Below are 25,845 nucleotides of genomic sequence, written 5' to 3' on the forward strand. Positions count from 1 at the left end.
CACGCCGCCATGCCTTATATCGACAACAGCGACTTGCCTGCCTCGGTGCGCGCTTCTTTGCCGGATCACGCCCAGGACATCTATCGTCAGGCTTTCAACCATGCCTTCGACGCCTATAAAGACGATCCTCGCCAGGAGGAGGTGTCCCATAGGATCGCCTGGGCTGCGGTGAAACGATCCTATGTCAAGATTGGCGGCCATTGGGCTGCCCGTTGACGGCAATTTCAAATGCCGGTCATTAAAAACATTGCGCCTCATAAGGCGGGTTTGCGACAGCGGTACGGGTCATGCGGCCTCTTGCCGATCAGACGGTTACTGGCGAGAAAGGAGTTCGACGCCGGTTACGATCAATTGCGGATATAAAGTATAGGTCGGTCATCGACCCCGCTCTTGAAGTTCGTCGACGGCATTTCTGATTTTCCGCAGAATGACACCGCGCGCTTTCTCGTCAGCGGCTTTGTCCAATCTCTCTTCGAGGTCCAGGATCAGGGACTGATAATCGTTGTGCCAGTCCTTGCGACCGGTCTGGAACGCTTCCAAACGGGGTGGCGCCTCAGGGGCGCGGGTTTCCACTGGCCCCTCGGCAGAAAGCTCGTAGGTTGCGTCCAGGGTCGGCTTGACGATGGAAAGATCAGGCCGTGTCGCCAGGAGACGGGTTTCCAGCCCCACCACGGCCGGCAACTCGCCATGTACCAGAAATAGGACCCTTCTTACAGGTAGACGCGCAGTGACCCAGGCTGCCAGTTCCGTCGCGTCGGCGTGTCCGCTATAGACGTCGAGCGTGCGGATATTTGCTCGAACGATGATCTCGTCGCCCTGGATGCGGACGGTAGACGCCCCATCCTGCAGAAGGCGTCCGAGCGTACCGGTTGCCTGATAGCCAACCAGCAGCACGGTTGCCTCCTCCCGCCAAAGCCAGTTCTTGAGACGATGCCGGATACGGCCGGCTTCACACATGCCACTGGCAGCGATGACGATGTGAAATCCATGGATATGATCGATCGCCTTCGACTGTTCGGCACTCTCCGTGAAGCGGACATTCCTGGACTTCAATGCGCGCAGCAGAAGATCACCGTTCTCAAGCTCGCTGGCATGTCTGCTGAAGACTTGGGTTGCGCGCAGTGCAAGGGGAGAATCGATAATGACAGGACACTTTGGAATCTCGCCCTTATCCATGAGGTGAGACAGGTCGGCCAAAAGCTCCTGCGTGCGCTCCACCGCGAACGAGGGTATCAGAAGCGCGCCGTCTCGATGGCGCGTGGCACGCTGGACCTCCTCACGCAGCATCTTGCGGCGCCTTTCATCCGAGGGATCGTGACGATCGACGTCGCCATAGGTGCTTTCGCAGACGATATAGTCGAAGGCGGACGGCGCTTCCGGATCGAACTGGAACAGCTTGTGGCGTGGGCCGATGTCTCCTGAAAATAAGAGCCGCTGGCGATCGGAGTGAGAGCCGATCTCAATTTCAATCGAGGCGGAGCCGAGAAGATGTCCGGCATTCCAGAAACGGAAGCGAAACTCCGGAGACAGTTCCTTCCAAATTTTGAACGGGTGCGCCTGGAACTGCACGAGCGAGGACATGGCGTCAGCAGCGGTGTAGATCGGACTGACGGGTTTTCGCCCTCGCCGCTCATTTCTTCGATTGAGCTGCTCGACTTCCATCTCCTGGATATGCCCCGAATCCGGGAGCATGACGGCGCAAAGGTCCAATGTAGCCGGCGTACAGTAGATCGGGCCGGAGAACCCGTCTTTCACCAGTTTCGGCAGGAGCCCGCTATGATCTATATGCGCATGGGTCAGAATGACGGCATCAAGCTCGGCCGACTGGAACGGAAAGGGGCGATAGTTCAGCTCTTTTTCTGTCTTGGATCCCTGAAACATGCCGCAATCGACGAGAATGCGGCTTTCGCCGACTTCAAGGAGAAAGCATGAACCGGTCACCGAGCCGGCGGCTCCGTGGAACGTCAGCCTGGGCTTGTCTTTCAGAGACATCTTCCGCTTCCCATTAACCTCGCGGTACCCTGCACTGGCCGCTTGATCCTCGGACCCGTTCCGCCAGCTCTTTACGATTCACGATAGACGAGAACGGGAAGCTTCGAATTGGCGAGCACCTTCATCGTCACGCTTCCGATCATGAAAGCCTTGAAGCCCTCCCGACCATGGGAAGCCATTGCGATCAGGTCGCAGTCATTGCTTGCAGCAACTTCAACGATGGCCTTTGCAGGGTCGCTGCTTTTCATTCGCAGCGTCGAGCAGGTGGTGCCGATCGCAGCGGCAACCTCCTCCGCGTCCCGAAGAACCTTGTCGGCCACGAGGTCCGCATGACGATCGAATTCCGCGCGGGTGTTTTCCAATTGCTCGGCATTGATCGAAAGCACTTTGAAGGGTTCGACCACAGTTAGCACCGTGACCTTGGCGCCCATGCCGCGGGCGAACTCCATCGCCTTTTTCACGGCCGCATTCGATAAAGCCGATCCATCTGTCGGAACGAGAAAATGCTTGTACACGAGAACCTCCCTGGCGATGACTTTTCAATGATACAGCGCTCGTCGCGGGCAACATTGACGCAGGTCAACCCCTACGCGCCAGCATCCCCTCTCGAGAAATCCGGCCGCATTCATCTCGATCGACTGCTTATGACGAACCTGTCGCCGGCATCAAATCCAGTCCGGTTTGACTAAGGTCAAGGTTCGAAGTGGACAGCGGCTCCATCCTTCGCAGATCCTAACGGAGGATCGGCAATGACGTTCGCCAACATCCTGAACATCGTCAAAGAGGATGTCACCGAGGCAGAGCTGGACGCGGCTGTGATACTTGCTCGCTTCGAAAAGGGTCATCTTTCCCTTTTGCTTGTCGAGGCAGCCGAGCCGCCGCCCGTGGGCGTTAACCTGGAGTTCGTGTCCGCACCTTGGCAGGCGGAAAACCAGAAGAATCGATCCCGCCTTTTAGACCGCGTCCAAGATCTCGAGGCCACACTTACCCGGAAGGGGATCTCCAATGACGTGGAATGCGCCTACACGGAGATCGTCCGTATCGATAATGTCGTTGGCGAGCAGGCACAGTTAAGCGATGTCGCGGTCATCGGAAACGACATTCTTGCTGATCCCGTGATCCGGGATGCCGTGCTCGACGGCTTATTGTTCCACGCTCATGTTCCTGTCATCGTCAATCCGACTGCTGCGGACAAATGGGAGGAGAATACTGTCCTGATTGCATGGACGGATGCGCCGGCAGCCTCCGCCGCGGTCAAGGCGAGCGTGCCGCTCTTGAAGCGGGCACGATCGGTAAGGGCGGTTATGGTCGATTCCTCAGGCAGTGAGCGAGAAGTCACCGCCAAGCTGCAATCCTACCTGTCTCATCACGGAATAGATATCGTCGTGGATTGCGTGGGTAGCAATGGACTTACCGTGGCCGAAGCGCTGGATGCCCACGCAGATCAGATGCAGTCCGACCTCCTCGTCATGGGCGCCTACGGCCATTCGCGTCTGCGCGAGCGCATCTTTGGCGGCGTGACCCGCTCTATGCTGGAGCGGCGGAAACGTCCGATCTTCATATCTGCATGATCAGGCTTTCATGCCACGACTGGGCGCTGTTCGTCTTCCCGGCCTCGAACCACCCGCTGTCCCGCCAACGGGCCGTGGCTTGCTGTCGTGATCGTGCATCGTCCCTCCTGCTCACCGTCACGATGGTAATGGATGATCACCCAGTCTTTCGTTCGGCCCAATTCATGCGCCAGGCGGCTGTTGGAAAAGAGAGCCGTGAAATGATAACCATGCCTGCGGATATGCAGAACGGGAAGCCATGCCACTTTCATCGGATTGAAACGTCGCGGGGTGATTCTTGGGAGCTTTCCTGCTCCGGCCATGCTGCGATAGATGCGGTCGATCTCAAGAAGCAATGACACGGCGGGAGGCGGGCTTTCGGCTATCGCGACGGCCGGCCGTCGCCCCAGCCGCTCCGCCAGAACCGCAGCGATCAGATCCTTTCGGCGTTTGCCAATGCCTGCAACCGTAAGCCCGCCGATGTGAAGCGCGTGCTCCAGATCCTCGAGGGTTTCAATTCCGGCCTGGTCGACCAGGCGTCTGGCAAGCGCTGGTCCGATTCCTGGTATGGTGCGGAATATGGCTTCGGGAGCAGAGTCTCCGCGCAGCCTGTCGAGTTGGCTCCAGCGCCCACTCGTCAATATTTCCGTCAACGCGCTCGCAATCCCCGGTCCAACGGCTGGAAGCTCGATCAATCCTTCACGGCCCTTGCGCGAAAAGATCTCGTCAACGGGGCGTTCGAGCGCCCCGATCACGTCGGCAGCCCGATTGTAGGCACGAGAGCGAAAACCGCTTTCGCCTTGCTGGCGAAGAAGACCGGAATATTCGCGCAGCCTCCCGGCGACTTGTCGATTGACGTCCAACGACAGGCCGGCCGAAGCCGACACGCTGCCTGTCGACGCCTTGAGGGCAGGGGCTTCCGAAACGTCCATGTCGGTATCTCCAACGTGTATCGTGGCCGGGGTCACTCGGCGCCAGCCTCATAAGCTCGGGCGGCTGCTTCGGCGAAAAGGTGGGCCACAGGGATGACCGCAACCCGCCGGTCCGAGCGATAGGGCTCGGCAAGAGCGATAGTGTCGCTGACGACGATTCCGTCTATGAACGCGGCGCTGAGGTCGGCTGCGGCGGGTTTCGAAAAGACGGCGTGTGTGGCGCAGAGATGGATTTCCCTAGCTCCGCGCTCGGCGCAGGCTTTTGCTGCACGAAGCATCGTCGTGCCCGAGCTGATCAGGTCATCCAGAATGATGACAAACCTGTCGTCGACATCACCGGCAAAGAGGTCTCCGCTTACTATCCCTTGGCTGCGCTGCTTTTCCATGAATGCAAGGCCCACCGGGCGACGCAGCCTGGTTTCCAGTCTTTCCCGAAACATCTCGGCGCGTTTTGCTCCACCAAGATCGGGGGAAACGACGGTGACGCCCTGGTCTAGGATGCGTTCGGCAAAGTGGCTGGCGAAGGCTTCGTAGGCCACAAGGTTAATTGCTCGACAGCGAAAGGCATTCTGGAAGGCCGCCAGATTGTGGGTCTCCATTGTGATCAGGCAGTCGGTGCCCGCCGTCTCGAAGAACCGGGCCACATAGGCGGCGGATAGGGGATCCTGCGCTTTCGTTTGCCGATCCTTGCGCATGTATGGGAGGTAGGGAGCAATGGCAGTGACGCGTGCCGCGCCGTTGGTCTTTAGCGTTGCGATGAAGAATAACAGCTTTAGAAGCCTGTCGTGCACGCTCTCGCTTGCGTCGCGCCCCAGGCCCGACACCACGAAAACATCGCGGCCGCAAACATCCGCCAAGGGGCGGCATTTCTTCTCGCCGTCCTCAAAGGACCGCTCTTCGAGTGGAGAGATGGGAAGCTCGAGCTCTGCTGCCAGGCGCTCGCCGAAAACCCTGCTGCCCTCAAGAGCAAAGAGAAGGGGGTGGGGGCGGCGCCAGTGCGGCACGAAACGTCGTGCTTGCGTTACGACCTGCCGCATGTTTGCCGCAGCCAGGAACGCGTCTATCGTCCTTCCATCGCTAGACAATGGGGCAACGTAAAGCTCCGCATCGATGAACGTGTTTGGCGCAGGTCGCGTCGTAAAACATCCGATGATAGGCTCTCCGGTCTGCTCGACGAAGCGCATCAGGCTTCGAAGACGCACGGCCCCTCGTTTGTCCGCTGCCTTCTCTAGATGTCCTTCGCCCGGACATGAGCCGAGAAGATCCTTTGCCGCTGCCAGTCCCGAGACCAACCGATAGCGATTGTCCGGTTCCGCGCGCAAGACGAGGCCACCACCGGGGGCTTCGGACGACGGCGACAGGAAAGGCTCCGGATCTGGCGCTATTTTCTGACCTCGTCGGTCGAGCCAGGCCTGATGAAGCAGATTGACGTGTTCGTCGGTGGACGTAAGAGCACTATCAAGACGACGGAACAGACGCGTCAGACGCTTATCGACTTTCGCGAACATGGTCATGGCACCCTCCTCTAAACACCAGAGAGAATAAGCTGGCCCAGCGCCACTGCCATGATCGAAGTCAAAACGGGAAAGCGGATTGACCGACATCAACCGGAGAAGACGCTCTTTCGATTAAGATTGTTCGATACTTGCTTGAGGAGTTTTCTTTGGCGACCCTGAACGAGATTGTCAGCTTTCTGAGCGAACCGTCCACCTACGGCAAGCCGGACTTTCCGGTCACCGTTCGCGAAACCCATATGTCCTTCGTCTTCTTGCATGATGACAGGGTTTACAAGCTGAAGAAGCCGGTAACGGGTCCTTTCATGAACTTTTCGACGCTCGCCGCACGCGAGGTCAATTGTCGTGAGGAGGCGCGCCTCAACCGGCGCCTGGCGCCGGACACATATCTCTCGGTGCTACCAGTAACATTGCAGGCGGATGGATCGCTCTGTCTCGATGGAAGCGGCAAGGCGGTCGAGTGGCTGGTGGAAATGCGTCGCCTTCCAGACAAGCTGATGCTTGACCGGCTTCTTGAGACCGGGGCCGTCCCGTCGGGGCATATGACAAGGCTCGTGGATCGGCTAGCCGACTTCTATCGAACGGGCGCTCGGCCAGCGATCGATCCTTTCGACCATCTTCGCACGCTCGAGTGCCAGAAGGACATCACCAGGGAGACGTTGAGACATGAGGGTTTCGACGTCGATCATCGAGCAATCGCGCATGTGTTGAATGACCTCGATTGCGCCTTTTATGCTGTACAGAATGCGATCGTCCAACGGATCGAGAGTGGACATTATGTGGAGGGACATGGCGACCTGCGCCCCGAGCACATATGTTTCTGCGACCCGCTCGTGATTTTTGATTGCCTGGAGTTCAATCCTCGACTTCGCTTCATCGATCCCTTCGATGAGGTTGCTTTTCTTGCGATGGAATGCGCCTTTTCAGGCGCGGGAGATACAGGCGAGACTATAAGAGGTCTTCTGCAACATGCGCTCGCCGATCAAATTCCCGACAGTCTGTGGTTCTTCTACGTGGCCTTTCGAGCAACGCTGCGGGCACGCATGAGCTATTCTCATCTGATTGACGGCAGCGCAAAGGAAACGAGCGTATGGGAGCAGAAGACGGACAGGTATGTTAGCTTGGCGCAGGCCGCTTTGTATTCAGGTTTCAGCGTGGGCTCGAAAATGGCGCGTTGAATTTGGAGCGCCGTCGTCTAGCGACCGTCGGGGGCGCGTGCCGGCCAGGATCGCTTTTGACGCATAATGCTTGCCAGAAGGCTTCTCGAGGCGGGCGAAGCGGCTCTCCGGAATTTACTGCTGACTGTCTGGGGCGCGGGTGTTTATTTTGGCATCGAGAACTGCTTGCAAGAACGCCTCGCGCGCGGTGTCGCTGGAAATTTGATTTCGCACGGCAGCCGAACAGATTTCCCGCGCGAATGAGTGCTTTCGACGCGATCCGACCCAATCGTTTGCGAGAAACTCGAGTGCTTCGGCCGGATTGTGAATGATCTGCGGCCCTCGCGCCTCGACCTGCACATATACCGGCTCATGCCAGGGTTCGACGAGCTCGTTAGGGACTGACATCTTCTTCTCCTCCTCTGCGTGCTCAACATCCTTAAAACTGATAATCCCTCTTCAAGCCTGTGTGACCGCGGCTTGTCGTTTCTCGTGATGGGCAATTACCGCTCTATAACGGACAGCCAAAGGGGGCGCAGGACCTCGGGTAATTCGTCGATCAACTTTTCCGACAGACCCGGGTCGATCTCCTGTGACAGGAGATCGAATACAGCCCTGCTGGTCGCTTTGGGGTCGCGTGGAAACTGTGGCGGAAGGTGGTTTGCTACCTGCTGCGTGAAGTCGTCGATACTTCGCATGCGCTTCCTTTCAGCGCCGATGTGCCAATTTTCGAAATAGATCCCGCGCACCAGCATCGGCAGTTGTGCCGACAGATGAACCGCCTGCTCTACCGTCAGTTGGTCGCGCAACGCGTGGAGGACGGCTCTCAAAGCGTTGTATGCTTCGTGCCGGTCGCTGAAACGGTGTTGATCCACAAGCTTTTTCAGCCATAGATTTGTGAGCTGGACCGTATGGTCCAATGCTGCGACTTGCGTGTCACTCATTTCCATCTCCTTCGATAACCAGGTTTGCGGAAACCTGCGATCCCTTCCGGAGTGGGCTCTCCAGCTCGCCACCCGAAAGACCGATTGCCAGAGCTTCTCGGTTCAAGGGTAGAAGCCAGGCGGCGGGACAGGCATGTCAGGCAGCACAACCACCTGCAGATTGTCGATGACTTGGATCACGCCCAGTGTATTTTCTGCCGCCACGCGCGCCGCAGTTTTCTCCCTTAAGTCGAGGACCTTCCCCTCGAGTGTGACAATGGCTTCCTTCACGTGTACCGTAATGTTGTCGCCCCACCGCTGATGATCGAGCTCGCCCTCCAGGGCGCGGCGGATATCCGCATCGATTCTCTCGACCGAACGTGCGGCCATCTCCTTGATCATCGAGCGCATGATGTCGGATCGCGTCAGGACGCCGACGACCTTGTCGTCCGCAACGACGGGCAGGCGCTTGATGTTGCGCTCGACCATGAGAAGAGCTGCGGCGCCGACCGCCTCCTCAGCCCCGATGGTGACAGCCGGAGAGGACATGACCTCTCCGACCTTTCGCCCGAACGCCTTGGAATAGTCTTCCGCCAGGGCGCCGCGTGTGGAAAACAACCGTTGCCAGAAGCTTTTTGCCGGATCTGTGTGCAGTTCTCCACGCAGCAAGAAGTCGCTTTCGCTGATGACGCCGGCCAGCTGTCCGGCCTCGTCCGTCACGGGCAGACCACTGATGCCATGGTCAAGCATCAAGTTTGCCGCCTCCCAGATCCGCGCCTCCGCGCCGATCGTCACGGGGTTTGGCGTCATGATGGTCTGCACTGTCGACATTTTTGCCTCCTGTACAGACACAGACTAAAATGATGAGCGGCAAGTTCATTGACCTTGATCAACGAGCACCCAAACAGGTCTGGCGCCCGCTTGCTGAGACCCGCAGGCCAAACGGCCAAGGCAAGCTCCGGTTACGGATGCCAGCCCGGAGGATCCAAGTCAGCCTCTGTCTTGCCTTCCAACCAAAGAAGGGTCTTCATTCGCACGTTTGCGATAAGGGTGGAAGAAGCGAGGCTGCGCCATCGCTGATCCTGCTTCAAGGACTGTCTGATATGGCGGCGGCCAGGAGTTTAGCCAAGGCCGCTGAAGCGGTGCGCACTTTGAGCGGATCGGCTCGGCTGGTCACGATGATGGGAATACGAGCACCAAGCACCGGGCCGGCGGCATGGGTCCCGGCGAAATAGATGAGCTGCTTGGCCAGCATATTGCCGACCTCCAGATCCGGTAGGAGGAAGATGTCTGCCTGACCGGCCACTGCATAGTCGATAGATTTTGCCCGGCCGGCTTCGGCGCTGATCGCATTGTCGAAAGCGAGGGGGCCATCGACGACCGCACCATTGATCTGGCCGCGTGCCGCCATCACAGTCAGCGCAGCGGCGTCCAGCGTCGCCTGCATATTGCTATTGACCGTTTCGACCGCCGCAAGCACGGCAACACGCGGTTTCCCGATGCCGAGCGAGCGCAGGAGATTGACGGCAGATGCTCCACTTTCTTGCAACGAAGGATAATCGAGATTGCGCTTGGTCAATGTCGCGATGTCGGATCGACTCTTATTCTCGGCGAAGCTGCAAGGAAAGTTGCTGGGGAGGACCAGTTATGCCGGCGCATGCAAGTCATTGTCCGAATAATAGTCGCTATGCGCCTAAGGTTTATGGAACAGTCCTTCTCAGACTCCTGCAGGTCGCCGTATTTCTCGCCTGGGGATGCGGCACTGCAGCGTTCGCCCAGGGCCAGCCCTCCTTGGCGCCGATGCTCGAGCGCGTCCTTCCAAGCGTGGTATCCATCAATGTCCAAGCGTCCGTCGGTGCCGACAGCGCGTTAGAGGAGGACGGGACGTCCGATCCAACGCAGACGACCGGCTCGGGCGTCATTATCGACGCCGGGCAAGGCTTTGTTCTGACGAACTATCATGTCGTTGCAAATGCCACGAAGATTACCATCCGGCTTTTCACCGCCGACACCTATGATGGCGAACTTGTCGGCAGCGATCCTCAAACGGATCTTGCCGTCGTAAGGATCAGGGCCTCGGGTTTGACGGCAATGGCACTCGGCGATTCCGGCGCGCTGCATGTCGGTGACTATGTCGTGGCGATCGGTAATCCATTTGGCCTGGGAGAGACTGCCACCCTTGGAATCGTCGGCGCTCTCGGGCGCGGGGGATTCGGTCTTGAAGGCTATGAGGATTTCATTCAAACCGACGCCTCCATGAACCCGGGAAACTCGGGCGGGGCTTTGGTCAACCTCGACGGCGAACTGGTTGGTATCAACACGGCGATCATGGGACCATCCGACACGAATGTCGGCGTCGGCTTCTCCATCCCGGTCAACATTGCCCGCGGTGTCGTCAAACAACTGGTTACCTATGGGGAAGTTCGCCGTGGGCAGCTCGGCGTTGCAGTTCAGGACAATGATCGTGACTTCGAACAGGCGCTTGCCATCAGGACGTCAACCGGGGCTCTCGTCGGCGAGGTTGTCCCGGGTTCGCCCGCGAGCCGGGCAGGTGTCCGGGTCGCCGACGTCATCGTCGGGATCGACGGTACTCCCGTTCATACAGCGCGCGAGTTGCGGACGAAGGTCGCCTCCTATCCACCCGGCGCCACGGTGACCGTTTCCGTCTTTCGGCGAGAGGGGAAATTCGATCTGCGCGCCACGCTTGCCGCCGAAAGCGAACCCCCTCCAGCTCCGCTTCCCTTGACCATGGAAGGCGACGGCCTTCTTTCCCTCGTCACCCTGCAGGTTCTCGATCAAGCTTCGGATGCTTATGGCAAGGTTGAAGGGGCGTTGGTGAAATCAATGAGCGATCGCAGCCGGGCCTCAATTGCCGGCCTCGAAGCCGGAGACGTCATCGTCAGCGTCGACCGCACGCCGGCAAAATCACCGCAAGCCGTCGTCGAACTCACCCGGCGCGCGAAGGATGTTCTACTGCTTGGAATTTACAGGGACGGACACACGCGCTTCATCGTGATCAGATAAACCGCCCAAATCATCCAGGGATTTGTCAGGTCGAGACTACTGGTCAAAAGCCGTTGCCTTTTGTCGGCGGAATGAAAAGGTTCGGATAACCCGCCTTCGGAGGCTTCTTGTCGGTCTGGCTGTCGGCGCTGGCTTGCTTTTGTCCAGCCGGTTTCGTTGCACCGGCATAGCCAATTAGAACGGCCGTCGCGATCATAACCCCTGCTGCAAAAAACCTCAGCATTGTTCCGCTCCCTTTCATCTTCGAAAGGATAGTTCCACAAAGTATTGCCGCATTTCATTGCGGCGGATCAAAGTGGCGCGTGAATGTGCGGATATATTCGCAGGTGCAACGCCACGCTGGCTCGGCCCTCGACAGGAATCTCGATTGACCGAGATTTCGGATCTTTGGCCTTCCGTGCCAACCTTGTTTTGGAGGATTGTCGATGTTTAAAACCGCCTTTCCACTTTCTGCACAAATGGACACCCCTCTCGCGGCAAATCCTCTTGTCGTACAAGCGAGACTTTTCGTCCTGTCATGCAGGATCGGCCTGCGCTGTCAGGCCGAGCTCATGGGCTTCCTGCAGCATCGAACGAAGCTGTTCGACACCTGCCTGCGCGACTTGGTCGAGAGTATCGAGTTGAACGATTCATTCGATGTACTGGCGGACTATTTCCAGAGCGCTTTTGCGGACTATCCGCGCGCGTTCGCGAAGATGGCTGCTGTCGCTTCGAGCATGGAAGCGGAAGGCGCTCGCTTGGCTCGGAAGCTCGCCGATGATGTCGCCGATGACATTGGAGCAAAAACGGTATCCTGATGCTCTTCCATGAGCGGCACTGAGTGCCTGTTCAGCGCTCGCTTCAGTCACGGGTATCGTCTCATGCGCACCGTTTTCTGGCTCGGGCGGAGTGTTTTTTCGCCGGTCATGCCGGCGAGCAACCCTCCTGACCGCGTTGCGCTATTGGTCCTGCCAATCTTGACAAGGGTCAATGATGCCGGCTCCGCCTATGGCAGTATATGGCGTCGACCATTCCAAGGAGGGTGTTATGAACGATCTTTCACTCCGTCAGCATATTCTGGATGAACTGGAGTTTGATCCCAGAGTCAACGCGGCCGAAATCGGCGTGATCGTCGAGAAGGGCATCGTTACGCTGACAGGCCATGTTGCGAACTATGCCGAGAGGGAAGCGGCCGAGCGGGTCGTTAGCCGGGTCAAGGGCGTCAGGGGGATCGCGCAGGAAATCGAGGTGCGGATATTTGGCGCGGCCGCGACTGACGACGATGACATCGCCGCCAGAGCCGTCAAGATGCTCGATTGGGACGTGTGTGTGCCGAAGGACACCGTCCAGGTGAGGGTTTTCAAGGGCTGGATCACGCTCACCGGCAAAGTTGAGTGGCAGTATCAAAAGGACGCGGCCTACGCCTCCGTGAAGAGCCTTGCCGGTGTTGTCGGCGTCTCCAATCTCATCGAAATCAAGCCGCAACTGAGCGCTATAGACATAAAGAAACGCATCGAGGATGCCTTCGAACGGGACGCGGAAATCGAATCCAACCATATTAGCGTCGATGTCCAGGGCCGAAAGGTCATCTTGTCCGGCAAGGTCGCCACCTGGTCCCAACGCCGCGCGGCTGAGCGTGCCGCTTGGTCGGCACCGGGTATCAGCACGCTGGAAGACCGCCTGACGATCGCATGATCGGCCTCGGGACGTTGGCTCCCGTCGGAATGCCACGCCAAGCGCCGCCACTCCGACGTCGGCGCCCACTCAGCCGTTCATCAGCGTTCCCCAGTTGCGATAGAAGATGTACGCGGCGACTACGAAGATCAGCACCGCGAACAGGCGGTTGAGGATGTTCTTGTAGCCACTTAGTCGTGTGGCGACCAGCATGCCGAGCAAACCGCCGGTGATGCCGCCCCCGATGAACTCCGCGGCAAGCCACCAATCCACCAATCCTGAACTGGCATAATTCAACGCCGTCGCCAGTCCGAACGCACCGACGGAGAGCAGAGATGTCCCGATCGCGTTGATCATCGGCATGCCTGTCGCCAGCATCAGGCCGGGAACGATCAGGAAGCCGCCGCCGATTCCGAAGAAACCGGATGCAGCGCCGGCGGCGAGTGCCACGGCCGCAGTCGCGAGGCACATCTTGAGGTCGACCGGCCGGCACTCCGCCGTCACCGCCTTGCGGGGCTTGAGCATCAAGGCGCCGACGACGACCATCAGGACTGCGAACAGGAAGATCAGACGACCTCCGTCCATCGCCTTGCCGAGGCTGGATCCGGCGAGCGCTCCGAGAACGCCAAGTGCCGAGAAGACGGCTGCGCAGCGCCACCAGACGTGCCCCTTGATCGCGTGGCTTGCAAAGTTCGCGAACGCGTTCACCGAGACCGCAAGCGCGCCCGTTCCGATTGCGATATGAGGCTGGCTCACACCAACGACGTAGAGGAGCAGCGGAGTGGCCAGAATGGAGCCTCCGCCGCCGAGTAGGCCGAGCATGAACCCGACGATCCCGCCGGAGCCGACTGCCGCGAGGATGGAGGTGCTCATGCCCGTCTGCTCCATACTCTGTCGTACAAGGTCATCCCGACCAGCATGGCGATGACGAACAGGACGGTTTGCGGAATACCGAGCGACAGGGAGGCGACGGCCGGGCCGGGACAGAAGCCGCCGATCCCCCAGCCGAGGCCAAACAAGGCCGAGCCGACGACCAGCGGCGCGTCGACCCGCCGGCTCGTTGGGACATGGAAGCTGTCGTCGAAGGCAGGATGTCGTATCCGGTTCATCACCTGCACGCCAACGAAGGCAATGGCGACAGCGCCGCCAAGAACGAAGGCGAGGCTCGGATCCCATGCGCCGAAGACGTCGAGGAAGCCTTGGATGCGAGCCGGGTTCAGCATGCCGGAGAGCGACAGGCCCAATCCGAAGACGACGCCGGAGACGAGAGCGGCCGCGAACCGGTAGATGTTGCTGTTCATATTCCAAGGCTCCGCAAAACTGCGACGGCGACCATGCCGGCCGTCAGGAAAGTAGCGACGGCCACCATGGAGCGCGGCGACAAGCGGGCGAGGCCAAGCACGCCGTGCCCGCTCGTGCAGCCGGAGCCCATCCGCGAGCCGAAGCCGACGAGCAGCCCCGCGACGATGATGAGCGGCCAGCCTGCGGTGATGTCGACCACTGGCCGATCGCCGAAGACGAGCAGGTAGGCAATCGGCCCGAGCAGCAGCCCAAGCACGAAGGCAAGATTGGTGGTCACTCCGACGCCCTGAGCGAGACGCCCGACAATCGCGCTGATCCCGGCGATCCGGCCGTTGAGAAGAAGAAGCATGGTAGCGGACGCGCCGATCAGCATGCCGCCGGCCAGGGATGGGAGATAGGCGTTCATTCTTCTTCCTTCACGCAGAAGATGTCATAGAGGGCGGCGACCAGCCGGACAGCCTTTGCCTCGGTCAGGCGGTAGAAGATCTGCTTTCCTTCCCGCCGCGTTTCGACGATGCCGGAGCCACGCAGCACAGTCAGGTGCTGCGACAGATGCGGCTGGTGCACGTCGAGTTTCTCTTCAAGTTCGCCGACCGAATACTCGCCTTCGATGAGCGTGCAGACGATCATCAGGCGGGCCGGATGGGACAGGGTCTTCAATAGATCTGCAACTTCGCCGGCCTGGCTGGCCATTTCGGTGCGGGCAAGCCTCGCCTTCATCATCGCCTTCAGATCGGACGTCATTCCCATGCTGCTCCCTCCAATGCATCGAGTGGAAATTTGAGGTAGCGCTTGCCGTTGGCTTCAGGCTCCGGCAGGCGCCCGCCGCGGATGTTCACCTGCAGGGCATGCAGGATGAGCTTCGGCATTGGCAGCGTCTTGTCCCGCTTCGTCCTGAGTGCCACGAATTCTTCCTCCGTCACGCCGGCAAGATGCGGGTTGGACTTCTTCTGGTCGGCCACCGTGCTTTCCCAACGGGGTGCGCGGCCCCTTGGCTGATAGTCGTGGCCCGTGAAGATCCGCGTCTCGTCGGGGAGGGTGAGGATCCCCTGGATCGAGTTCCATAAAATGCGGGCATCGCCCCCGGGGAAGTCGGCGCGCGCCGTGCCGCTGTCGGGCATGAAGAGCGTGTCGTGCACGAAGCCTGCGTCGCCGATCAGATAGGTGATGGAGGCGAGCGTATGTCCGGGCGAGAACAGCACCTTGGCATCGATCGAGCCGACCTTGAAGGTTTCACCGTGGGCAAACAAACGGTCCCATTGCGAGCCGTCGGTCGCAAGTTCCGGCCAGTTGTAGATGCCTTTCCACAACTTCTGGACGTCGACGACGCGCTCGCCGATGGCTGTCGGAGCCCCGGTCTTCTCCTTAAGATACTGGGCGGCCGAGAAGTGGTCGGCATGCGGATGGGTATCTAGGATCCACTCGACGGTCAGCCCCCGGCTGCGGACGTATTCGAGGATTGCGTCGGCATTGGTGGTCGCTGTCGCGCCCGCCTTCTCATCGAAGTCCAGGACCGGATCCACGATGGCGCACTTGCCGGTCGCCGGATCGGACACCACGTACTGGACGCTCCAGGTGCGCTTGTCGAAAAAGCCCTTCACCTGCGGTCGGCGCGCGGCATGTGTCTTAAGCCAGGCTGCGGCGCCGCTTGTGTCGAAGCCCCGGACGTGTCCGAACTCGACCACCGCGTCTGCAGACATCCGGCCGTCAAGAACCTCACCGATCAGGTAGAGGCTGAGTGATCGGGTGCCGGTCTTGCAATGGGCGAACACCGGCCCTTCGGATTCGTCGACTGCGCGCTGAAACGCACGGACGTCCGCCTCGGTGATTGTGCCAAGTGTGACCGGAATGAATGCATAGGACAGTTTGCAGTGCTTTGCTTCCTGGCTTTCGCCCTGCGTTCCCGGCTGGGCAGAATCTTCATCATCCGGCCGGTTGTTGATCAGTGTCCTAAAGCCTCTGTCGTAAAGCGACTGGATGGTCTCGATGCTCGGCTGCGGCGAGACCGACAGTTTCTCGGATATTGCGGTGACAGGCATTGCCAACTCCGTGCTAGATTTTATTATACATTATATTATAATATATAATAATGTATCTTCAAGATCGGGCGTGGAACTTTTTTGTCGTGATTTCCATGCCCGAGGGAACAAGCGGATTTCCTCTTCCAACACGCTATACAGGGGTGGCGCCCGACGCCGCCGATCTGCGCAGGCTGGGCTTTCGAGCAGCGGCGGAGGTCGATCAGGAGGACCGGTCGAATTTGTCATCGCAGCGCTTGAGTTCGCCGGGCGATGCCGTCCTTTATCAGTAAGAGCGACAGGGCGACCGGGCCATGTCAGCGTGTTGGGAGCGATTTCGGTTAAGACGACGATGTCGATCCGCTGGCGCACACGACAAAGCACCCCCCGTGGAATTCGGGGGTTTTAGTCTTGTCCATCGCGACGATGCTATGATCGATCTTACTTCCGGCCCGCCTCAGTGCGCCATGAGAATTGGGATGCTGGTCTCCTCGATCATGCTACGGGTCACCCCGCCAAACAGCGTTTGCTGCCAGCGTGGATGGCTGAAGGCGCCCATGACGATAAGATCGGCGGCAACATCGACCGCGTGTTGTCTTAGGACTTCGTCCGCGCTCCGCCCGCCGCTGGCCAGGCGATCCACCTGCACTTTGACACCGTGGCGGGCAAGGTAGGCTGCAATGTCGGCTCCCGGCTCCTCGCCATTCGCCCTCATACTGGCGACCGGGTCTATCAGCGTGATGTAAACCACGTCCGCCTGTTTCAGAAGCTCGAGCGATTGGCGCGCTGCACGAGAGGCTTCATTGCTGGAGTCCCACGCGACGAGGATTGATTTTGCAGCTGAGGAGATGGCGCGCGGGCCGCGATTGATGAGGATGGGAGTTGGCGTTTGGAAGAGAGCGCCGTCGAAGATCCGCTTGCGAAGGTCTTCATCATCGGCCGCCTGCCGACCGACGAGCACGACATCCGCGTAGAGCGCCCGTTCCGCTATGTCCTGGTCGGCCCATGCAAATTCCGTATAGACGTGGTCGACATCGCAGGACAGGTCCGCGCGGCCAAGTATGTCTTTCACCCTGTCTGCGGCTTCTGCAAGTTCCTCGATCTCGCGCTGCCGTTCATCGAGCCAGACGGTCGACATGGCATTGTATTCGCCTATCGCCCCCGCTGAACCCATTGAAATGACGAGCGCGCTGAGATGCGCTCCGTAGATCTCACAGAATGCAGCCGCCGCTCTCAGATCTTCATCGAAATGTTCGACGTTGAGAATGCTCAATACCGTCTTGATTGTCATCGCGATCACCTCTTGGCTGAATGCGATGAGAATATTCTCTTCTGCTGGACGGTCTTTGACCTTCGTCAACGTTTGCGCGCCGCAGTGCGGATATCGTTGTTAGATTAGTGGAAGCGATGTCGTATCGCCATCTGAAGGCTGGACGAACCCAGGTTTCGTCAAAAGTGCCTCTCGCTCGCGCTTCTGAAGATCAAGGCGCGCGGTGCCAGGGTGGAGATTACTGGATCATTTTGCCGTGTCGAAAACGATTGTCGGCAGCCGAGCCAGCAGGGGCTTGCAGATGCAGGATTCGATCATCGCTGGACAAAGGGAGATGCGCTATGCTGACTGTTGAACGAGACAACAAGCGCGGAGGCGAGTGCTTCGCGGTGCCGACAATCGGAGAAATCGAGGGCAAGCTGCTGGTCTACGAAACGATTACCGTCGCCTGCCTGCAGGAGATCCTCAAGCACCCGGACGCGCACGACCTTTCCGCCTTCCGCGAAACGATCGCCCGGAAGGTTTCCTCCGGATGCAAGAACTTGAAGCTTTGCGGCGACGACATGAGCGCCACTTGCGAATATGCGCTCCAGGTGTTTGATGAAGCTGCGAGGCGGGCGGCTGGCAAATGATATGAACAGCGCGTGGTGAAGCACGTCGGCCAGACAATTGCTGCGACGGCTTCGCTAAACGCGCCGGCATCCAAGCCGCGCCGGCCGGGGTCTGTCGTCTTTTGAAGATTCACCCCGGCGGAGGAACTGGAGCAACATCGGCGGCCGGATCGGTTGAGATTGACTGCAATCCTCAGCTTGCGTTTTCGGCCTCGAGTTGCGCGGCGGCCTCGAACATCATTTCATTCGTCATCGCACGAAGCTCCTCTTCGTAAACGGCTCGACCTGGGAGAGCGCTGGATGGAGCGGTGTCATCACCGCGGCAGTGTAGGTCGCTTCCGGGACGGGCAACCCAGAAGACCAAGCCGAACAAGCGGCAGTAACCAGAAAAAGCTTCGTCACTTGGTCTTAGCCAAACGCTGCGAACTTCGTCCCCTTTTTGACGCTGGTCAAACTGCATTTTTCCTGCACGTCTACAATGAAAAACACTCAAAGCCAGGAGGGCTCAATGAAGAGCGAGATCATTCCCCACGACGCATGTGTTTTGGTTGCCGACGGAAAGAAGGCTCTTTTGTTGCGTAACATCGGGACAGCTTATCAGCTGATGCTCGAAGTCGAGCAGGTCATTGAAGCGAGCGCCAACCCGCCCAGCCATGAACAGGGAACGGACCGGCCGGGCCGGACGTGGGCGGGCAGCCATCGCAGCAGTGTCGATGAGACCGACTTTCACGACTTGGAGGAGCGGCGTTTCTCGACAATCGTAGCAGAGCGGCTTGAGACCGTCTGCGCGGAAGGGGCTATCGGCAAACTCGTCATCGCCGCGGCTCCCAAGTCGCTGGCCAACCTGAGACAGGCCATGTCTGAAAGCCTCAGCAAGCGCGTCATTGCCGAATACGACAAAGACCTCGTCAATCTGCCAATCGACGAAATTCAGAGACACCTTGTCTCAGAGCGCTGACGAACGGAATAACGGCTCGTCGGCGAGTTGTCGGGGTCGCCATAAGGATGCTGTCGGCTTGGCGGGGTTGCCGGTCGGCGGCAGATGGTCGTGTGATCGTTGACAGATCCTCCGAACGAGTTGCATCTGGCTCCGCTGCTGGTTTCAATCTGACAAAAGCAGATGCTGACTCGTTGGAAATGCGTGCTGGCGTGGACCCGCGGCGTTTCAAACGGCGGCGGGAATTTCTAGCCATGTTTCAGCGGACTATTTTCTGAGGAATCCAGCTTGGGTGTCGACATCAGCGCCGGATATTGTGGGATAAAGCCAAACGGTAGGCCGCAAGCAGCTTCTGACGGTAATGCTTTCATCGTCCGCGCCTTGTCCGGCGCGTGATCTTTACCGGTGTTGCCGCCTTGCAGATGGGCTCTCTGAACAGGATCAACAGCAACGCTGACGCGTTTGCGACCGCCAAGTACCCTGCTTTGGTGGCACATCATGCGTGATTGCGTGTTGGTGAGCCTCCTCGGTTGACGCGGCGCGCGATATCTGCGCGCCGCCTTATCGAAGGCGCTGTTGGATCACGAGGCCTTGATCTCGATCTTCCGCTCATTCTTTTTCGCTTCGGCGCTCTTCGGCAGTTTGACCTTCAGGATGCCCTTGGCAAAGCTTGCTTCCACTTTTTGGGCATCGACGCCGTCGGGAAGTTGGAAATTGCGCTGGAATGAGCCGAAGCGGCGTTCGGAGATATGATATTCTTTTTCTTTTGTCTCTTTTTCTTCCTGCTTCTCGCCCCGGATCGTCAGCATGCCGTTGGACAGCTTGACCTCGATGTTCTTCTCATCGAGCCCGGGCACCTCGGCGGTGAGCTCGAACGCATCGTCCCTCTCGATGACATCGACTGCGGGGACCGTCGGCCAGGCACCAAGCGCCGGCAGAACGCGCCCGAATAATGGGCGATCCGACGAGCGACGCGAAAAAGGCGTGAAATCGTCAAACAGACGGTCGATCTCCGAGCGAAATGCTTCAAACGGGGACCAGAGGTTGCCGGTCGGCAATGCAGACTTTTCTTCAGTCTTGACCGGAAGCTTCGTTGCTGTGTCAGCCATGATTTTCTCCTACGTTTGGCAAAGGAGACTGCATCAAAGCGTCCCAAGGACCTGGTGCAGTCCATGTTCACTCATTAGCGAGCCGTTGCATTAGAGCGATGGAATGGGACAACGACATTGACGCGCATCAAACTGCTTGAATAAGACCACGCGGCAATCGGGTTCCGAGCGGTCAACCTCCAGCGGAAAGCGATCTTGGATGGGGTCATGTCGGAGGGGTTGCCGCGCCAATCGAACATCGGTCCGCTGTTGGAGTTGCGCATGCCACAACCAAGCGCTCCGGGACCGGCACGATCGCCCGTACGAGACCATCGGCCGAGTTCGGGATTTCCATTGGGCTTTCGCCTGCGACAATTTCTGGAACGTCCTGCTGCGTGACCCCATGCTGATCGCGCGCAGACGACGGTATTGAACATCAAAAAACGTCCCTGCCGCTTCGGGTGACGAACTCCGTCCGGAATCCCCGATCATGGGCCATCTTCAGGAGCCGGTCTGCGCTCATTATGTCGAGACGCATCCTGCCGGCGAAACACTGCCGGAGCGGGCAACAGAGTTCGGACGCCGCCCATTCTCTAGCGCGCGGCGAGATGATCTCGATGTCCCAGTGATCGGCATCGTCGCGCTCAAGCAAGATATCGCCATTCGTCCGGCTATCGTAAGAGGGCGGAGCGCAGCCGGCAGCCGACATCAGAGCTTCCGTGACGCGGCTTGTGTCTCGATGATGTAGCATGACAAGGACTCCTTATAAGACACCTGTGCAAGACGGTGTTGGTAAGTTATGCAATCATGATCTGCTCATGGGTGGCGCGGACCCCAGGCCCTGAATAATGCCACGAACGCCCCTCACACGGCTCGCCGCGCGTTCCGCAAGCTCAACCTCGCCAGATGTTCCGACCTTTCCGGAAAGCCGAACGATGCTTCCCTCGACGGTGATGGCGATAATGGTCGAGTCAAGGCCGGTTCGAAATCGAGCTCTTCTATCACGCTCCGTCTCAAGATTTTGTCGTTCATGACATTCTCCTCCCGATCATTTCTTTGTTAGGATCGTACCGGTCGTTCGTCGTTGATCCCTGTCAAAATGAGGAGAGATCTACGGCCGTTGGCAGGTTTGCGGCGATGGAGACAGCGGGCAGTCGAGCACGCTTGAAAGAGGGCGGGCGCGCCGGAGATTGAAATAGATGGGTTGTTGCGGCAGCCCCTCCAGCCTGGCCGGTAACGAAGCCCTGGATGGATGCGGCCAATCGGGACCTTGACTCGTTCGCTGCCGACCTTCGAGAAACCCGTGTCAGCCTGAACGGCACGCCGCGTTGAAGATGCGCTGCGCCGGTCTCTCACCATACCGATGAATGCTGCCCGGCTCCCCGATTGCTCAATGTTGATCCCCATCAAGGATTGTTCGCGTCGTTCGTGGGAAGACGATACCAAAGGGCGCAAAGGAGGCGTACATGGAACGCAAGCACGGCTTCAACCTCGGATACCTTTTCGTGGCATTGCTCCTGATCGGACTGTTCCAAGTGTGGTTTGCGACGCGTGACATTGCGCAGCCGTCCTATAGTGATCTCGTTCGCATGGCGAGCGAGGGCAAGATCCAGTCTGTGACGATCACCGAGACGATGGTCGAGGGAAAGTTCAAACAGCCGCTCGATGGAAAGACCTTCTTTGCAACCCATCGCGTCGATCCGGCGGCAGCAGAAACCTTTGAAAAGGCCGGCGTCGAGATCACTGGTGCCAGTGACAGCAACTGGCTGACAGCACTTCTGTCCTGGATCGTTCCGACTGTCGCCTTTCTCGCAATCTGGTTCTTCTTCTTCCGAAGGTTCGCCGAACAGCAGGGCATGGGCGGGCTCGTGACGATCGGCAAGTCCAAAGCCAAGGTCTATCTCGAACGGAAGACGGGTGTGACCTTCCAGGACGTTGCAGGCGCCGACGAGGCCAAGGCCGAGCTGCAGGAGGTCGTCTCGTTTCTCAAGGAGAAGGACCGGTACTCGCGCCTTGGCGCACGCGTGCCGAAGGGCGTGCTGCTTGTCGGTCCGCCCGGAACCGGCAAGACCCTTCTGGCACGAGCGGTCGCCGGGGAGGCCGACGTCGCTTTCTTTTCCATTACGGGATCGGAATTTGTCGAAATGTTCGTGGGAGTCGGTGCCGCTCGCGTTCGCGACCTGTTTCAACAGGCGCGCGCCGCAGCACCCTGCATCATCTTCATCGACGAACTCGACGCGTTGGGACGGGCACGAAGCGCGCTTGGGTCTTTCGGCGCGGGAGACGAAAAGGAGCAGACACTCAACCAGCTGCTTGCCGAACTCGATGGTTTCGATCCCGGTTCCGGCATCGTTCTGCTTGCTGCAACGAACCGTCCCGAGATTCTTGATGCTGCGTTGCTTCGGTCGGGCCGCTTCGACCGGCAGATCGTCGTCGATCGCCCGGATCGACCGGGTCGCACCGCAATCCTTGCCCTGCATTGCCGGAAGATCCTGCTGTCGAAGACAGTCGAGCTGGACGACGTGGCACGCATGACGCCAGGCTTCACCGGAGCCGATCTCGCAAATCTCGTCAATGAAGCTGCAATCTTTGCAACGCGCCGCAATGCGGACTGCGTCGAGATGGGCGACTTCACGAGAGCCATGGAACGGATCGTGGCGGGCGCCGAAAGGCGAAGCCGGCTCCTGGCAGCGCCCGAGCGCGAAAGGGTCGCCGTCCACGAAATGGGGCATGCGATTGCCGCAGCCGCGTTGCGGCGCACCGACCCGGTGCAGAAAGTGTCGATCATTCCACGCAGCGTGGGTGCGCTCGGCTACACGTTGCAGAGGCCGACCGACGATCGTTTTCTCGTCACCGCACCGGAATTGCTGGAGAGGATTGTCGCGTTGTTGGCAGGTCGTGCGGCCGAGGAACTGGTCTTTTCGGAAATATCCACGGGCGCGGCCGACGATCTCGCGAAGGCCACTGACATCGCCCGCGGTTATGTTACACGCTTCGGCATGAGCCGGCTCGGGCAAGCGGTCCTGGAAGCACCGCGGCTGCAATGGCTCGACGATGGGCGAGCAGCCTCCATGCAGCGCGACTATGCCGATGCGACAGCCCGCGACGTTGATCTGGCAATCCGAGAGATACTGGAAACGGCCTATCAGGACGCCAGGAACGTTCTGGCCGCCCGGATTGTGGACCTGAAGGCCGGCGCTCGCCTTCTGCTGGAACGCGAGACGATCACACCCGCCGATTTTCCGGCAATTCGGCGCGAAGAGGCGGCGATCCTGCCCGTCCAGGGCCAATCTGTGGCATCAAACCGACCGTGACCGAGGAGATGCCATCGGATCGGGTAAGCCCGCCCGCCGGCGGCTCAACCGCCAAGGCGGCGCTGGAGCTTTCGCCAGCCATCATTGCCGGCTGGGTAATCGGTGTACTCGGGCTAGGGACTTTGGTTGCAGGCGTTCTGCATTTCGGAGAGATCGAGATCTTTCTTGTCACGCTCGGCAGAACATCGCTTGGCTGGCTTTTGCCTGGTATCGCGTTTCAGCTCGCGACCTATGCCTGCGCCGCGATGATCTGGCTCCTCGTCTTACGCAGACAGGGCTTCAGGCCTCCCTTGCGTGCTCTTTTTCGCCTTGCCGTCATCGAGCTCTTTGCAAACCAGGCAGTACCGACCGGAGGCGTCAGCGGCGGCCTCGTCGTCGCGCGGGGTTTGATCCGCCGCGGCATCTCGGCCGCGGCAACGGTTACCGCCCTTTTGAATGCGACCATCGCCTATTACTCAGCCTATCTTCTCATGGCATCGGCCGCTTTCGCAGCACTTTGGAGCACCGGCAAGCTGGACGAAAAGTGGGCATGGCTTTGCATCGTCTTTTCCCTGCTGATCATCACGGCTCCTTCCGTTCTTATAATGACAGTGCGCACCAGACTGAGCTTCATTCCGGACCGCATCCGCTCGCTGCGCCCGGTGGCACGCCTTACCGATCTGTTGGCCAAGGTGGATCATCGCGTGCTTGGCGATAATGGACTGCTCGCGAAGAGCATTCTTCTTCAGGCATCCATCTTTTTGCTCGATGCGGCGACCCTCTGGGTTGTTCTGCATGCACTGGGCGTTGCTGCCTCACCTGGCGCTGCCTTCGTGAGCTTCGTTCTCGCCTCGGTCGTTGGAACCGTCTCACCGCTTCCGCTTGGCCTCGGATCTTTCGAGGGTGCCTGTGTCGGACTGTTGCACCTGCTTGGGATCCGGGTGGAGGAGGCGCTTGCCGCCACGCTTGTCTTCCGTGGACTGACATTCTGGTTGCCGATGGTCCCAGGACTGATCTTGATGCATGCCGAGGTCCGGCTGACCGCGAGGGGAAAGCGGCGCCCGACGTGAGATGGGTGATCTGAAAGGGCGCGGAGGGAAGCCGGAAGCCACTGTCATGCCCCTCTTCGCGGCGAGGCGTCCGCCGGCATCGGCGTCGACCGGACCGTCACCGAAAGCGCGGTGGTGGCTCCACATTGGACAAGAATTCCTGCCTCGTGACGAATTCGCCGAAAAGCGTCTTCAACTCTTGTTCCTGTTCATCTCGGATATGCAGCGTGCGGGCGAGCTCGGTAACCTTGTAGACCTTCTGAGCGGGCATACGGGCGATATGGTCAATTTGCATGTCAATCTCCCTCGAAAGAGCACCTAAAGTCACGACGCGTATCGCTGACCAGCATGAATCGCGCCATGCAATCTCATTGGGAAATTGAGCTAAATCGTTTGCCGCGGGTCGTCGTTGATCGATCTCAAAGAGCCGGCGCTATCTGACGTGTTGTCGATGTGACCGGCATCAATGCTGTCGACGTCATCGGGCGCAACAGCCGAAAAGACCCGCACAGGCTCATCTAAACCGGTAAAGCCAAGCACTCGCGGCCTCAATGATCAGGAAAAACTGGAAGGAGATGATTGTCGAGTAGGTTTGCTCCACCAACTTCCGGCGCTAGTCCGTCGGCTCAAGCAAGTCGTCCAGTTTTTCCACCACGGCCTGAACCACATCGGCGCGGCTGACGATGCCAACCAACACGCCGTCACGCAGGATAAGAACGCGCTTGATCCCATGTTTCAGCATCAGATCAGCCAACTCTGCAAGAGAGGTTTCCTGATCAGCGGAGATGATGGTTGAATGCATAATCTCGCGGACGCGTTGCTGGTTGAGGCGGATTTCGGCAAGAAACTCCGGCGCGAGTGTCTCGCCTTCCGCCAGCAGGCGTAGCCATTCCGCTCGCTTACTTTGAAACTGCGCGCCGAAGTGGCGCATCACGTCGCCTTCGCTGACCAATCCAAGCGGCCGGTTATCGGGGTCCACCACAGGTACGGCGGTGACGTGATGGATCAGCATGCGCCGGGCGGCCTCGGCTACGGTGGTCTCAGGCGACACCGTAATTAAATCCGTTGTCATTACCGATTTGGCGGGGATCGTCATGTCTACGGCTCCAGCTAGAAGAGAATGCAGGATACCGGGCCGGCTTGGCGGCCGCCTTGACATACCTCAATGTGCGACGCATGGCGCGGTTGCCGCCGTTCGCGACCGTCGAGCCCCAATGATGATGTCATTGATGATTGTAAATGCACCAAGGCGGGTGACGCGGAACATTCGGCGCGAAGCCTAGAGTCGCAGCCGTTCAGTCCCGGTACCGAGCGCTGATTGTCAATCCGCTGAACAAATGCACCCGCCGAGATGGGTGGCGCTAACACAACACGATTTTCAGCAGCGTGCTTGTGCTCGCGATCTTCTGATTGACCGGTCGACTTTGATGCGGGTCAACGCGGTAAGCTCACCATCGGTCTAGGGTTTTGTACTGCTGTTAGCAAAGTCTCACAGGTGTAATGACGGAGCCTCCGGAGCACGGTGATCTCGG

The 25,845-nt window shown here is 59.1% G+C and carries 29 protein-coding genes and 2 pseudogenes; 11 read left to right on the forward strand and 20 right to left on the reverse strand.

The window, feature by feature from the left end:
* Positions 1 to 9: 9 nt before the first annotated feature.
* Positions 10 to 216, forward strand: coding sequence for a ChaB family protein (locus ACK9YZ_RS32815; RefSeq protein ID WP_416067592.1), 207 nt, complete (start codon positions 10 to 12; stop codon positions 214 to 216).
* A gap of 159 nt (positions 217 to 375) precedes the next feature.
* Here the strand turns inward: ACK9YZ_RS32815 and ACK9YZ_RS32820 are convergent, their stop codons facing one another.
* Positions 376 to 1,992 (reverse strand): MBL fold metallo-hydrolase, encoded by a 1,617-nt coding sequence (locus ACK9YZ_RS32820; protein WP_416067593.1) that lies wholly within the window; start codon positions 1,990 to 1,992, stop codon positions 376 to 378.
* A gap of 71 nt (positions 1,993 to 2,063) precedes the next feature.
* Positions 2,064 to 2,507: a universal stress protein gene (locus tag ACK9YZ_RS32825; RefSeq protein ID WP_216759567.1), complete on the reverse strand. Its 444-nt coding sequence runs from the start codon at positions 2,505 to 2,507 to the stop codon at positions 2,064 to 2,066.
* 234 nt (positions 2,508 to 2,741) lie between these two features.
* Between ACK9YZ_RS32825 and ACK9YZ_RS32830 the strand changes: the two genes are divergently transcribed.
* Positions 2,742 to 3,563: a universal stress protein gene (locus ACK9YZ_RS32830; protein ID WP_416067594.1), complete on the forward strand. Its 822-nt coding sequence runs from the start codon at positions 2,742 to 2,744 to the stop codon at positions 3,561 to 3,563.
* 8 nt (positions 3,564 to 3,571) lie between these two features.
* On the opposite strand, the gene ACK9YZ_RS32835 is transcribed toward ACK9YZ_RS32830, so the two are convergent.
* Together ACK9YZ_RS32835 and ACK9YZ_RS32840 are read right to left on the reverse strand one after the other, a co-directional pair.
* Positions 3,572 to 4,474: a helix-hairpin-helix domain-containing protein gene (locus ACK9YZ_RS32835; RefSeq protein ID WP_416067595.1), complete on the reverse strand. Its 903-nt coding sequence runs from the start codon at positions 4,472 to 4,474 to the stop codon at positions 3,572 to 3,574.
* A 32-nt stretch (positions 4,475 to 4,506) separates the two neighbouring features.
* Entirely contained in the window at positions 4,507 to 5,988 is a 1,482-nt protein-coding gene (locus ACK9YZ_RS32840; RefSeq protein ID WP_416067596.1) for a ribose-phosphate diphosphokinase, read from the reverse strand.
* A gap of 305 nt (positions 5,989 to 6,293) precedes the next feature.
* On the opposite strand from ACK9YZ_RS32840, the gene ACK9YZ_RS32845 reads away from it, so the two are divergent.
* The gene (locus ACK9YZ_RS32845) at positions 6,294 to 7,166 is read left to right on the forward strand and encodes a hypothetical protein (protein WP_416067597.1); all 873 of its coding nucleotides are present in this window, start codon (positions 6,294 to 6,296) and stop codon (positions 7,164 to 7,166) included.
* A gap of 114 nt (positions 7,167 to 7,280) precedes the next feature.
* On the opposite strand, the gene ACK9YZ_RS32850 is transcribed toward ACK9YZ_RS32845, so the two are convergent.
* The 4 genes and pseudogenes from ACK9YZ_RS32850 to ACK9YZ_RS32865 all read right to left on the reverse strand — a co-directional run.
* Positions 7,281 to 7,553 (reverse strand): DUF982 domain-containing protein, encoded by a 273-nt coding sequence (locus ACK9YZ_RS32850; RefSeq protein WP_216759563.1) that lies wholly within the window; start codon positions 7,551 to 7,553, stop codon positions 7,281 to 7,283.
* A 95-nt stretch (positions 7,554 to 7,648) separates the two neighbouring features.
* A complete protein-coding gene (locus ACK9YZ_RS32855) occupies positions 7,649 to 8,089 on the reverse strand; it encodes a DUF2267 domain-containing protein (protein ID WP_416067598.1) in 441 nt (146 codons plus the stop codon).
* A 102-nt stretch (positions 8,090 to 8,191) separates the two neighbouring features.
* Entirely contained in the window at positions 8,192 to 8,890 is a 699-nt protein-coding gene (locus tag ACK9YZ_RS32860) for a CBS domain-containing protein (RefSeq protein WP_416067599.1), read from the reverse strand.
* Positions 8,891 to 9,155: 265 nt separating this feature from the next.
* Positions 9,156 to 9,599: pseudogene (locus ACK9YZ_RS32865) on the reverse strand (phosphate acyltransferase); the annotation flags it as partial.
* Between the two features lie 269 nt (positions 9,600 to 9,868).
* On the opposite strand from ACK9YZ_RS32865, the gene ACK9YZ_RS32870 reads away from it, so the two are divergent.
* Positions 9,869 to 11,092 carry a trypsin-like peptidase domain-containing protein gene (locus ACK9YZ_RS32870; RefSeq protein WP_416068480.1) on the forward strand — a complete coding sequence of 408 codons (1,224 nt, stop codon included), beginning with the start codon at positions 9,869 to 9,871 and terminating at the stop codon, positions 11,090 to 11,092.
* 43 nt (positions 11,093 to 11,135) lie between these two features.
* Here the strand turns inward: ACK9YZ_RS32870 and ACK9YZ_RS32875 are convergent, their stop codons facing one another.
* On the reverse strand, positions 11,136 to 11,288 hold the full coding sequence (locus ACK9YZ_RS32875) for a hypothetical protein (protein ID WP_416067600.1): 153 nt from the start codon (positions 11,286 to 11,288) through the stop codon (positions 11,136 to 11,138).
* A 229-nt stretch (positions 11,289 to 11,517) separates the two neighbouring features.
* Between ACK9YZ_RS32875 and ACK9YZ_RS32880 the strand changes: the two genes are divergently transcribed.
* Positions 11,518 to 11,889: a hypothetical protein gene (locus ACK9YZ_RS32880; RefSeq protein ID WP_416067601.1), complete on the forward strand. Its 372-nt coding sequence runs from the start codon at positions 11,518 to 11,520 to the stop codon at positions 11,887 to 11,889.
* A 229-nt stretch (positions 11,890 to 12,118) separates the two neighbouring features.
* The gene (locus ACK9YZ_RS32885) at positions 12,119 to 12,766 is read left to right on the forward strand and encodes a BON domain-containing protein (RefSeq protein WP_416067602.1); all 648 of its coding nucleotides are present in this window, start codon (positions 12,119 to 12,121) and stop codon (positions 12,764 to 12,766) included.
* Positions 12,767 to 12,835: 69 nt separating this feature from the next.
* On the opposite strand, the gene ACK9YZ_RS32890 is transcribed toward ACK9YZ_RS32885, so the two are convergent.
* The 5 genes from ACK9YZ_RS32890 to blh are packed head-to-tail and all read right to left on the reverse strand — an operon-like array spanning position 12,836 to position 16,086.
* On the reverse strand, positions 12,836 to 13,618 hold the full coding sequence (locus ACK9YZ_RS32890) for a sulfite exporter TauE/SafE family protein (protein WP_416067603.1): 783 nt from the start codon (positions 13,616 to 13,618) through the stop codon (positions 12,836 to 12,838).
* The gene (locus ACK9YZ_RS32895) at positions 13,615 to 14,046 is read right to left on the reverse strand and encodes a DUF6691 family protein (protein WP_416067604.1); all 432 of its coding nucleotides are present in this window, start codon (positions 14,044 to 14,046) and stop codon (positions 13,615 to 13,617) included. The genes ACK9YZ_RS32890 and ACK9YZ_RS32895 overlap by 4 nt, the downstream gene beginning before the upstream one ends.
* Positions 14,043 to 14,453, reverse strand: coding sequence for a YeeE/YedE family protein (locus ACK9YZ_RS32900; RefSeq protein WP_416067605.1), 411 nt, complete (start codon positions 14,451 to 14,453; stop codon positions 14,043 to 14,045). The genes ACK9YZ_RS32895 and ACK9YZ_RS32900 overlap by 4 nt, the downstream gene beginning before the upstream one ends.
* Positions 14,450 to 14,797 carry a sulfite-sensing transcriptional repressor BigR gene (gene bigR / locus ACK9YZ_RS32905; protein WP_416067606.1) on the reverse strand — a complete coding sequence of 116 codons (348 nt, stop codon included), beginning with the start codon at positions 14,795 to 14,797 and terminating at the stop codon, positions 14,450 to 14,452. The genes ACK9YZ_RS32900 and bigR overlap by 4 nt, the downstream gene beginning before the upstream one ends.
* Positions 14,788 to 16,086, reverse strand: coding sequence for a bifunctional sulfur transferase/dioxygenase Blh (gene blh, locus ACK9YZ_RS32910; protein ID WP_416067607.1), 1,299 nt, complete (start codon positions 16,084 to 16,086; stop codon positions 14,788 to 14,790). Before blh ends, bigR begins: the two co-directional genes overlap by 10 nt.
* A 50-nt stretch (positions 16,087 to 16,136) precedes the next feature.
* Here blh and ACK9YZ_RS32915 point away from each other — a divergent pair, with 50 nt between their 5' ends.
* Positions 16,137 to 16,358 (forward strand): hypothetical protein, encoded by a 222-nt coding sequence (locus ACK9YZ_RS32915; RefSeq protein WP_416067608.1) that lies wholly within the window; start codon positions 16,137 to 16,139, stop codon positions 16,356 to 16,358.
* A 164-nt stretch (positions 16,359 to 16,522) separates the two neighbouring features.
* Here ACK9YZ_RS32915 and ACK9YZ_RS32920 read toward each other — a convergent pair whose 3' ends face one another.
* Entirely contained in the window at positions 16,523 to 17,356 is an 834-nt protein-coding gene (locus ACK9YZ_RS32920; protein ID WP_416067609.1) for a universal stress protein, read from the reverse strand.
* Positions 17,357 to 17,676: 320 nt separating this feature from the next.
* On the opposite strand from ACK9YZ_RS32920, the gene ACK9YZ_RS32925 reads away from it, so the two are divergent.
* Both ACK9YZ_RS32925 and ACK9YZ_RS32930 read left to right on the forward strand, forming a co-directional pair.
* Entirely contained in the window at positions 17,677 to 17,967 is a 291-nt protein-coding gene (locus tag ACK9YZ_RS32925) for a hypothetical protein (protein WP_216759551.1), read from the forward strand.
* Positions 17,968 to 18,454: 487 nt separating this feature from the next.
* Positions 18,455 to 18,904, forward strand: coding sequence for a host attachment protein (locus ACK9YZ_RS32930; protein ID WP_416067610.1), 450 nt, complete (start codon positions 18,455 to 18,457; stop codon positions 18,902 to 18,904).
* Positions 18,905 to 19,464: 560 nt separating this feature from the next.
* Here the strand turns inward: ACK9YZ_RS32930 and ACK9YZ_RS32935 are convergent.
* From ACK9YZ_RS32935 to ACK9YZ_RS32945, 3 genes and pseudogenes are all read right to left on the reverse strand, one after another.
* Positions 19,465 to 19,992, reverse strand: coding sequence for an Hsp20/alpha crystallin family protein (locus ACK9YZ_RS32935; protein ID WP_216759549.1), 528 nt, complete (start codon positions 19,990 to 19,992; stop codon positions 19,465 to 19,467).
* 415 nt (positions 19,993 to 20,407) lie between these two features.
* Complete coding sequence (locus ACK9YZ_RS32940; protein ID WP_216759548.1) at positions 20,408 to 20,722, reverse strand: hypothetical protein; 315 nt, start codon at positions 20,720 to 20,722, stop codon at positions 20,408 to 20,410.
* A 54-nt stretch (positions 20,723 to 20,776) separates the two neighbouring features.
* Positions 20,777 to 20,938, reverse strand: a pseudogene (locus tag ACK9YZ_RS32945) (BON domain-containing protein); the annotation flags it as partial.
* 499 nt (positions 20,939 to 21,437) lie between these two features.
* Here ACK9YZ_RS32945 and ftsH point away from each other — a divergent pair.
* On the forward strand, positions 21,438 to 23,285 hold the full coding sequence (gene ftsH / locus ACK9YZ_RS32950) for an ATP-dependent zinc metalloprotease FtsH (protein WP_416067611.1): 1,848 nt from the start codon (positions 21,438 to 21,440) through the stop codon (positions 23,283 to 23,285).
* Positions 23,282 to 24,334 carry a lysylphosphatidylglycerol synthase transmembrane domain-containing protein gene (locus ACK9YZ_RS32955; RefSeq protein WP_416067612.1) on the forward strand — a complete coding sequence of 351 codons (1,053 nt, stop codon included), beginning with the start codon at positions 23,282 to 23,284 and terminating at the stop codon, positions 24,332 to 24,334. Before ftsH ends, ACK9YZ_RS32955 begins: the two co-directional genes overlap by 4 nt.
* A 97-nt stretch (positions 24,335 to 24,431) precedes the next feature.
* Here ACK9YZ_RS32955 and ACK9YZ_RS32960 read toward each other — a convergent pair whose 3' ends face one another.
* Positions 24,432 to 24,608, reverse strand: a complete 177-nt coding sequence (locus ACK9YZ_RS32960; protein ID WP_416067613.1) for a hypothetical protein — start codon at positions 24,606 to 24,608, stop codon at positions 24,432 to 24,434.
* Between the two features lie 318 nt (positions 24,609 to 24,926).
* Entirely contained in the window at positions 24,927 to 25,409 is a 483-nt protein-coding gene (locus tag ACK9YZ_RS32965; RefSeq protein ID WP_416067614.1) for a CBS domain-containing protein, read from the reverse strand.
* Between the last annotated feature and the right edge of the window lie 436 nt (positions 25,410 to 25,845).

The organism is Rhizobium sp. ZK1 (assembly GCF_047782645.1).
In the GTDB taxonomy this organism is placed as follows: Bacteria; Pseudomonadota; Alphaproteobacteria; order Rhizobiales; family Rhizobiaceae; genus Rhizobium.

What these genes read in the sequence shown, in the direction of transcription:
- ACK9YZ_RS32890 (WP_416067603.1), bottom strand. Translation starts at nt 13,618, where the DNA reads ATGAGCACCTCCATCCTCGCGGCAGTCGGCTCCGGCGGGATCGTCGGG.
- ACK9YZ_RS32895 (WP_416067604.1), bottom strand. Translation starts at nt 14,046, where the DNA reads ATGAACAGCAACATCTACCGGTTCGCGGCCGCTCTCGTCTCCGGCGTC.
- ftsH (WP_416067611.1), top strand. Translation starts at nt 21,438, where the DNA reads ATGGAACGCAAGCACGGCTTCAACCTCGGATACCTTTTCGTGGCATTG.
- ACK9YZ_RS32935 (WP_216759549.1), bottom strand. Translation starts at nt 19,992, where the DNA reads ATGGCTGACACAGCAACGAAGCTTCCGGTCAAGACTGAAGAAAAGTCT.
- ACK9YZ_RS32855 (WP_416067598.1), bottom strand. Translation starts at nt 8,089, where the DNA reads ATGAGTGACACGCAAGTCGCAGCATTGGACCATACGGTCCAGCTCACA.
- ACK9YZ_RS32875 (WP_416067600.1), bottom strand. Translation starts at nt 11,288, where the DNA reads ATGATCGCGACGGCCGTTCTAATTGGCTATGCCGGTGCAACGAAACCG.
- ACK9YZ_RS32930 (WP_416067610.1), top strand. Translation starts at nt 18,455, where the DNA reads ATGAAGAGCGAGATCATTCCCCACGACGCATGTGTTTTGGTTGCCGAC.
- ACK9YZ_RS32915 (WP_416067608.1), top strand. Translation starts at nt 16,137, where the DNA reads ATGTATCTTCAAGATCGGGCGTGGAACTTTTTTGTCGTGATTTCCATG.
- ACK9YZ_RS32900 (WP_416067605.1), bottom strand. Translation starts at nt 14,453, where the DNA reads ATGAACGCCTATCTCCCATCCCTGGCCGGCGGCATGCTGATCGGCGCG.
- ACK9YZ_RS32830 (WP_416067594.1), top strand. Translation starts at nt 2,742, where the DNA reads ATGACGTTCGCCAACATCCTGAACATCGTCAAAGAGGATGTCACCGAG.
- ACK9YZ_RS32885 (WP_416067602.1), top strand. Translation starts at nt 12,119, where the DNA reads ATGAACGATCTTTCACTCCGTCAGCATATTCTGGATGAACTGGAGTTT.
- ACK9YZ_RS32840 (WP_416067596.1), bottom strand. Translation starts at nt 5,988, where the DNA reads ATGACCATGTTCGCGAAAGTCGATAAGCGTCTGACGCGTCTGTTCCGT.
- ACK9YZ_RS32845 (WP_416067597.1), top strand. Translation starts at nt 6,294, where the DNA reads ATGAACTTTTCGACGCTCGCCGCACGCGAGGTCAATTGTCGTGAGGAG.
- ACK9YZ_RS32925 (WP_216759551.1), top strand. Translation starts at nt 17,677, where the DNA reads ATGCTGACTGTTGAACGAGACAACAAGCGCGGAGGCGAGTGCTTCGCG.
- ACK9YZ_RS32965 (WP_416067614.1), bottom strand. Translation starts at nt 25,409, where the DNA reads ATGACGATCCCCGCCAAATCGGTAATGACAACGGATTTAATTACGGTG.
- blh (WP_416067607.1), bottom strand. Translation starts at nt 16,086, where the DNA reads ATGCCTGTCACCGCAATATCCGAGAAACTGTCGGTCTCGCCGCAGCCG.
- ACK9YZ_RS32960 (WP_416067613.1), bottom strand. Translation starts at nt 24,608, where the DNA reads ATGCAAATTGACCATATCGCCCGTATGCCCGCTCAGAAGGTCTACAAG.
- ACK9YZ_RS32850 (WP_216759563.1), bottom strand. Translation starts at nt 7,553, where the DNA reads ATGTCAGTCCCTAACGAGCTCGTCGAACCCTGGCATGAGCCGGTATAT.
- ACK9YZ_RS32870 (WP_416068480.1), top strand. Translation starts at nt 9,869, where the DNA reads ATGCTCGAGCGCGTCCTTCCAAGCGTGGTATCCATCAATGTCCAAGCG.
- ACK9YZ_RS32815 (WP_416067592.1), top strand. Translation starts at nt 10, where the DNA reads ATGCCTTATATCGACAACAGCGACTTGCCTGCCTCGGTGCGCGCTTCT.
- ACK9YZ_RS32920 (WP_416067609.1), bottom strand. Translation starts at nt 17,356, where the DNA reads ATGACAATCAAGACGGTATTGAGCATTCTCAACGTCGAACATTTCGAT.
- ACK9YZ_RS32835 (WP_416067595.1), bottom strand. Translation starts at nt 4,474, where the DNA reads ATGGACGTTTCGGAAGCCCCTGCCCTCAAGGCGTCGACAGGCAGCGTG.
- bigR (WP_416067606.1), bottom strand. Translation starts at nt 14,797, where the DNA reads ATGGGAATGACGTCCGATCTGAAGGCGATGATGAAGGCGAGGCTTGCC.
- ACK9YZ_RS32880 (WP_416067601.1), top strand. Translation starts at nt 11,518, where the DNA reads ATGTTTAAAACCGCCTTTCCACTTTCTGCACAAATGGACACCCCTCTC.
- ACK9YZ_RS32820 (WP_416067593.1), bottom strand. Translation starts at nt 1,992, where the DNA reads ATGTCTCTGAAAGACAAGCCCAGGCTGACGTTCCACGGAGCCGCCGGC.
- ACK9YZ_RS32940 (WP_216759548.1), bottom strand. Translation starts at nt 20,722, where the DNA reads ATGCTACATCATCGAGACACAAGCCGCGTCACGGAAGCTCTGATGTCG.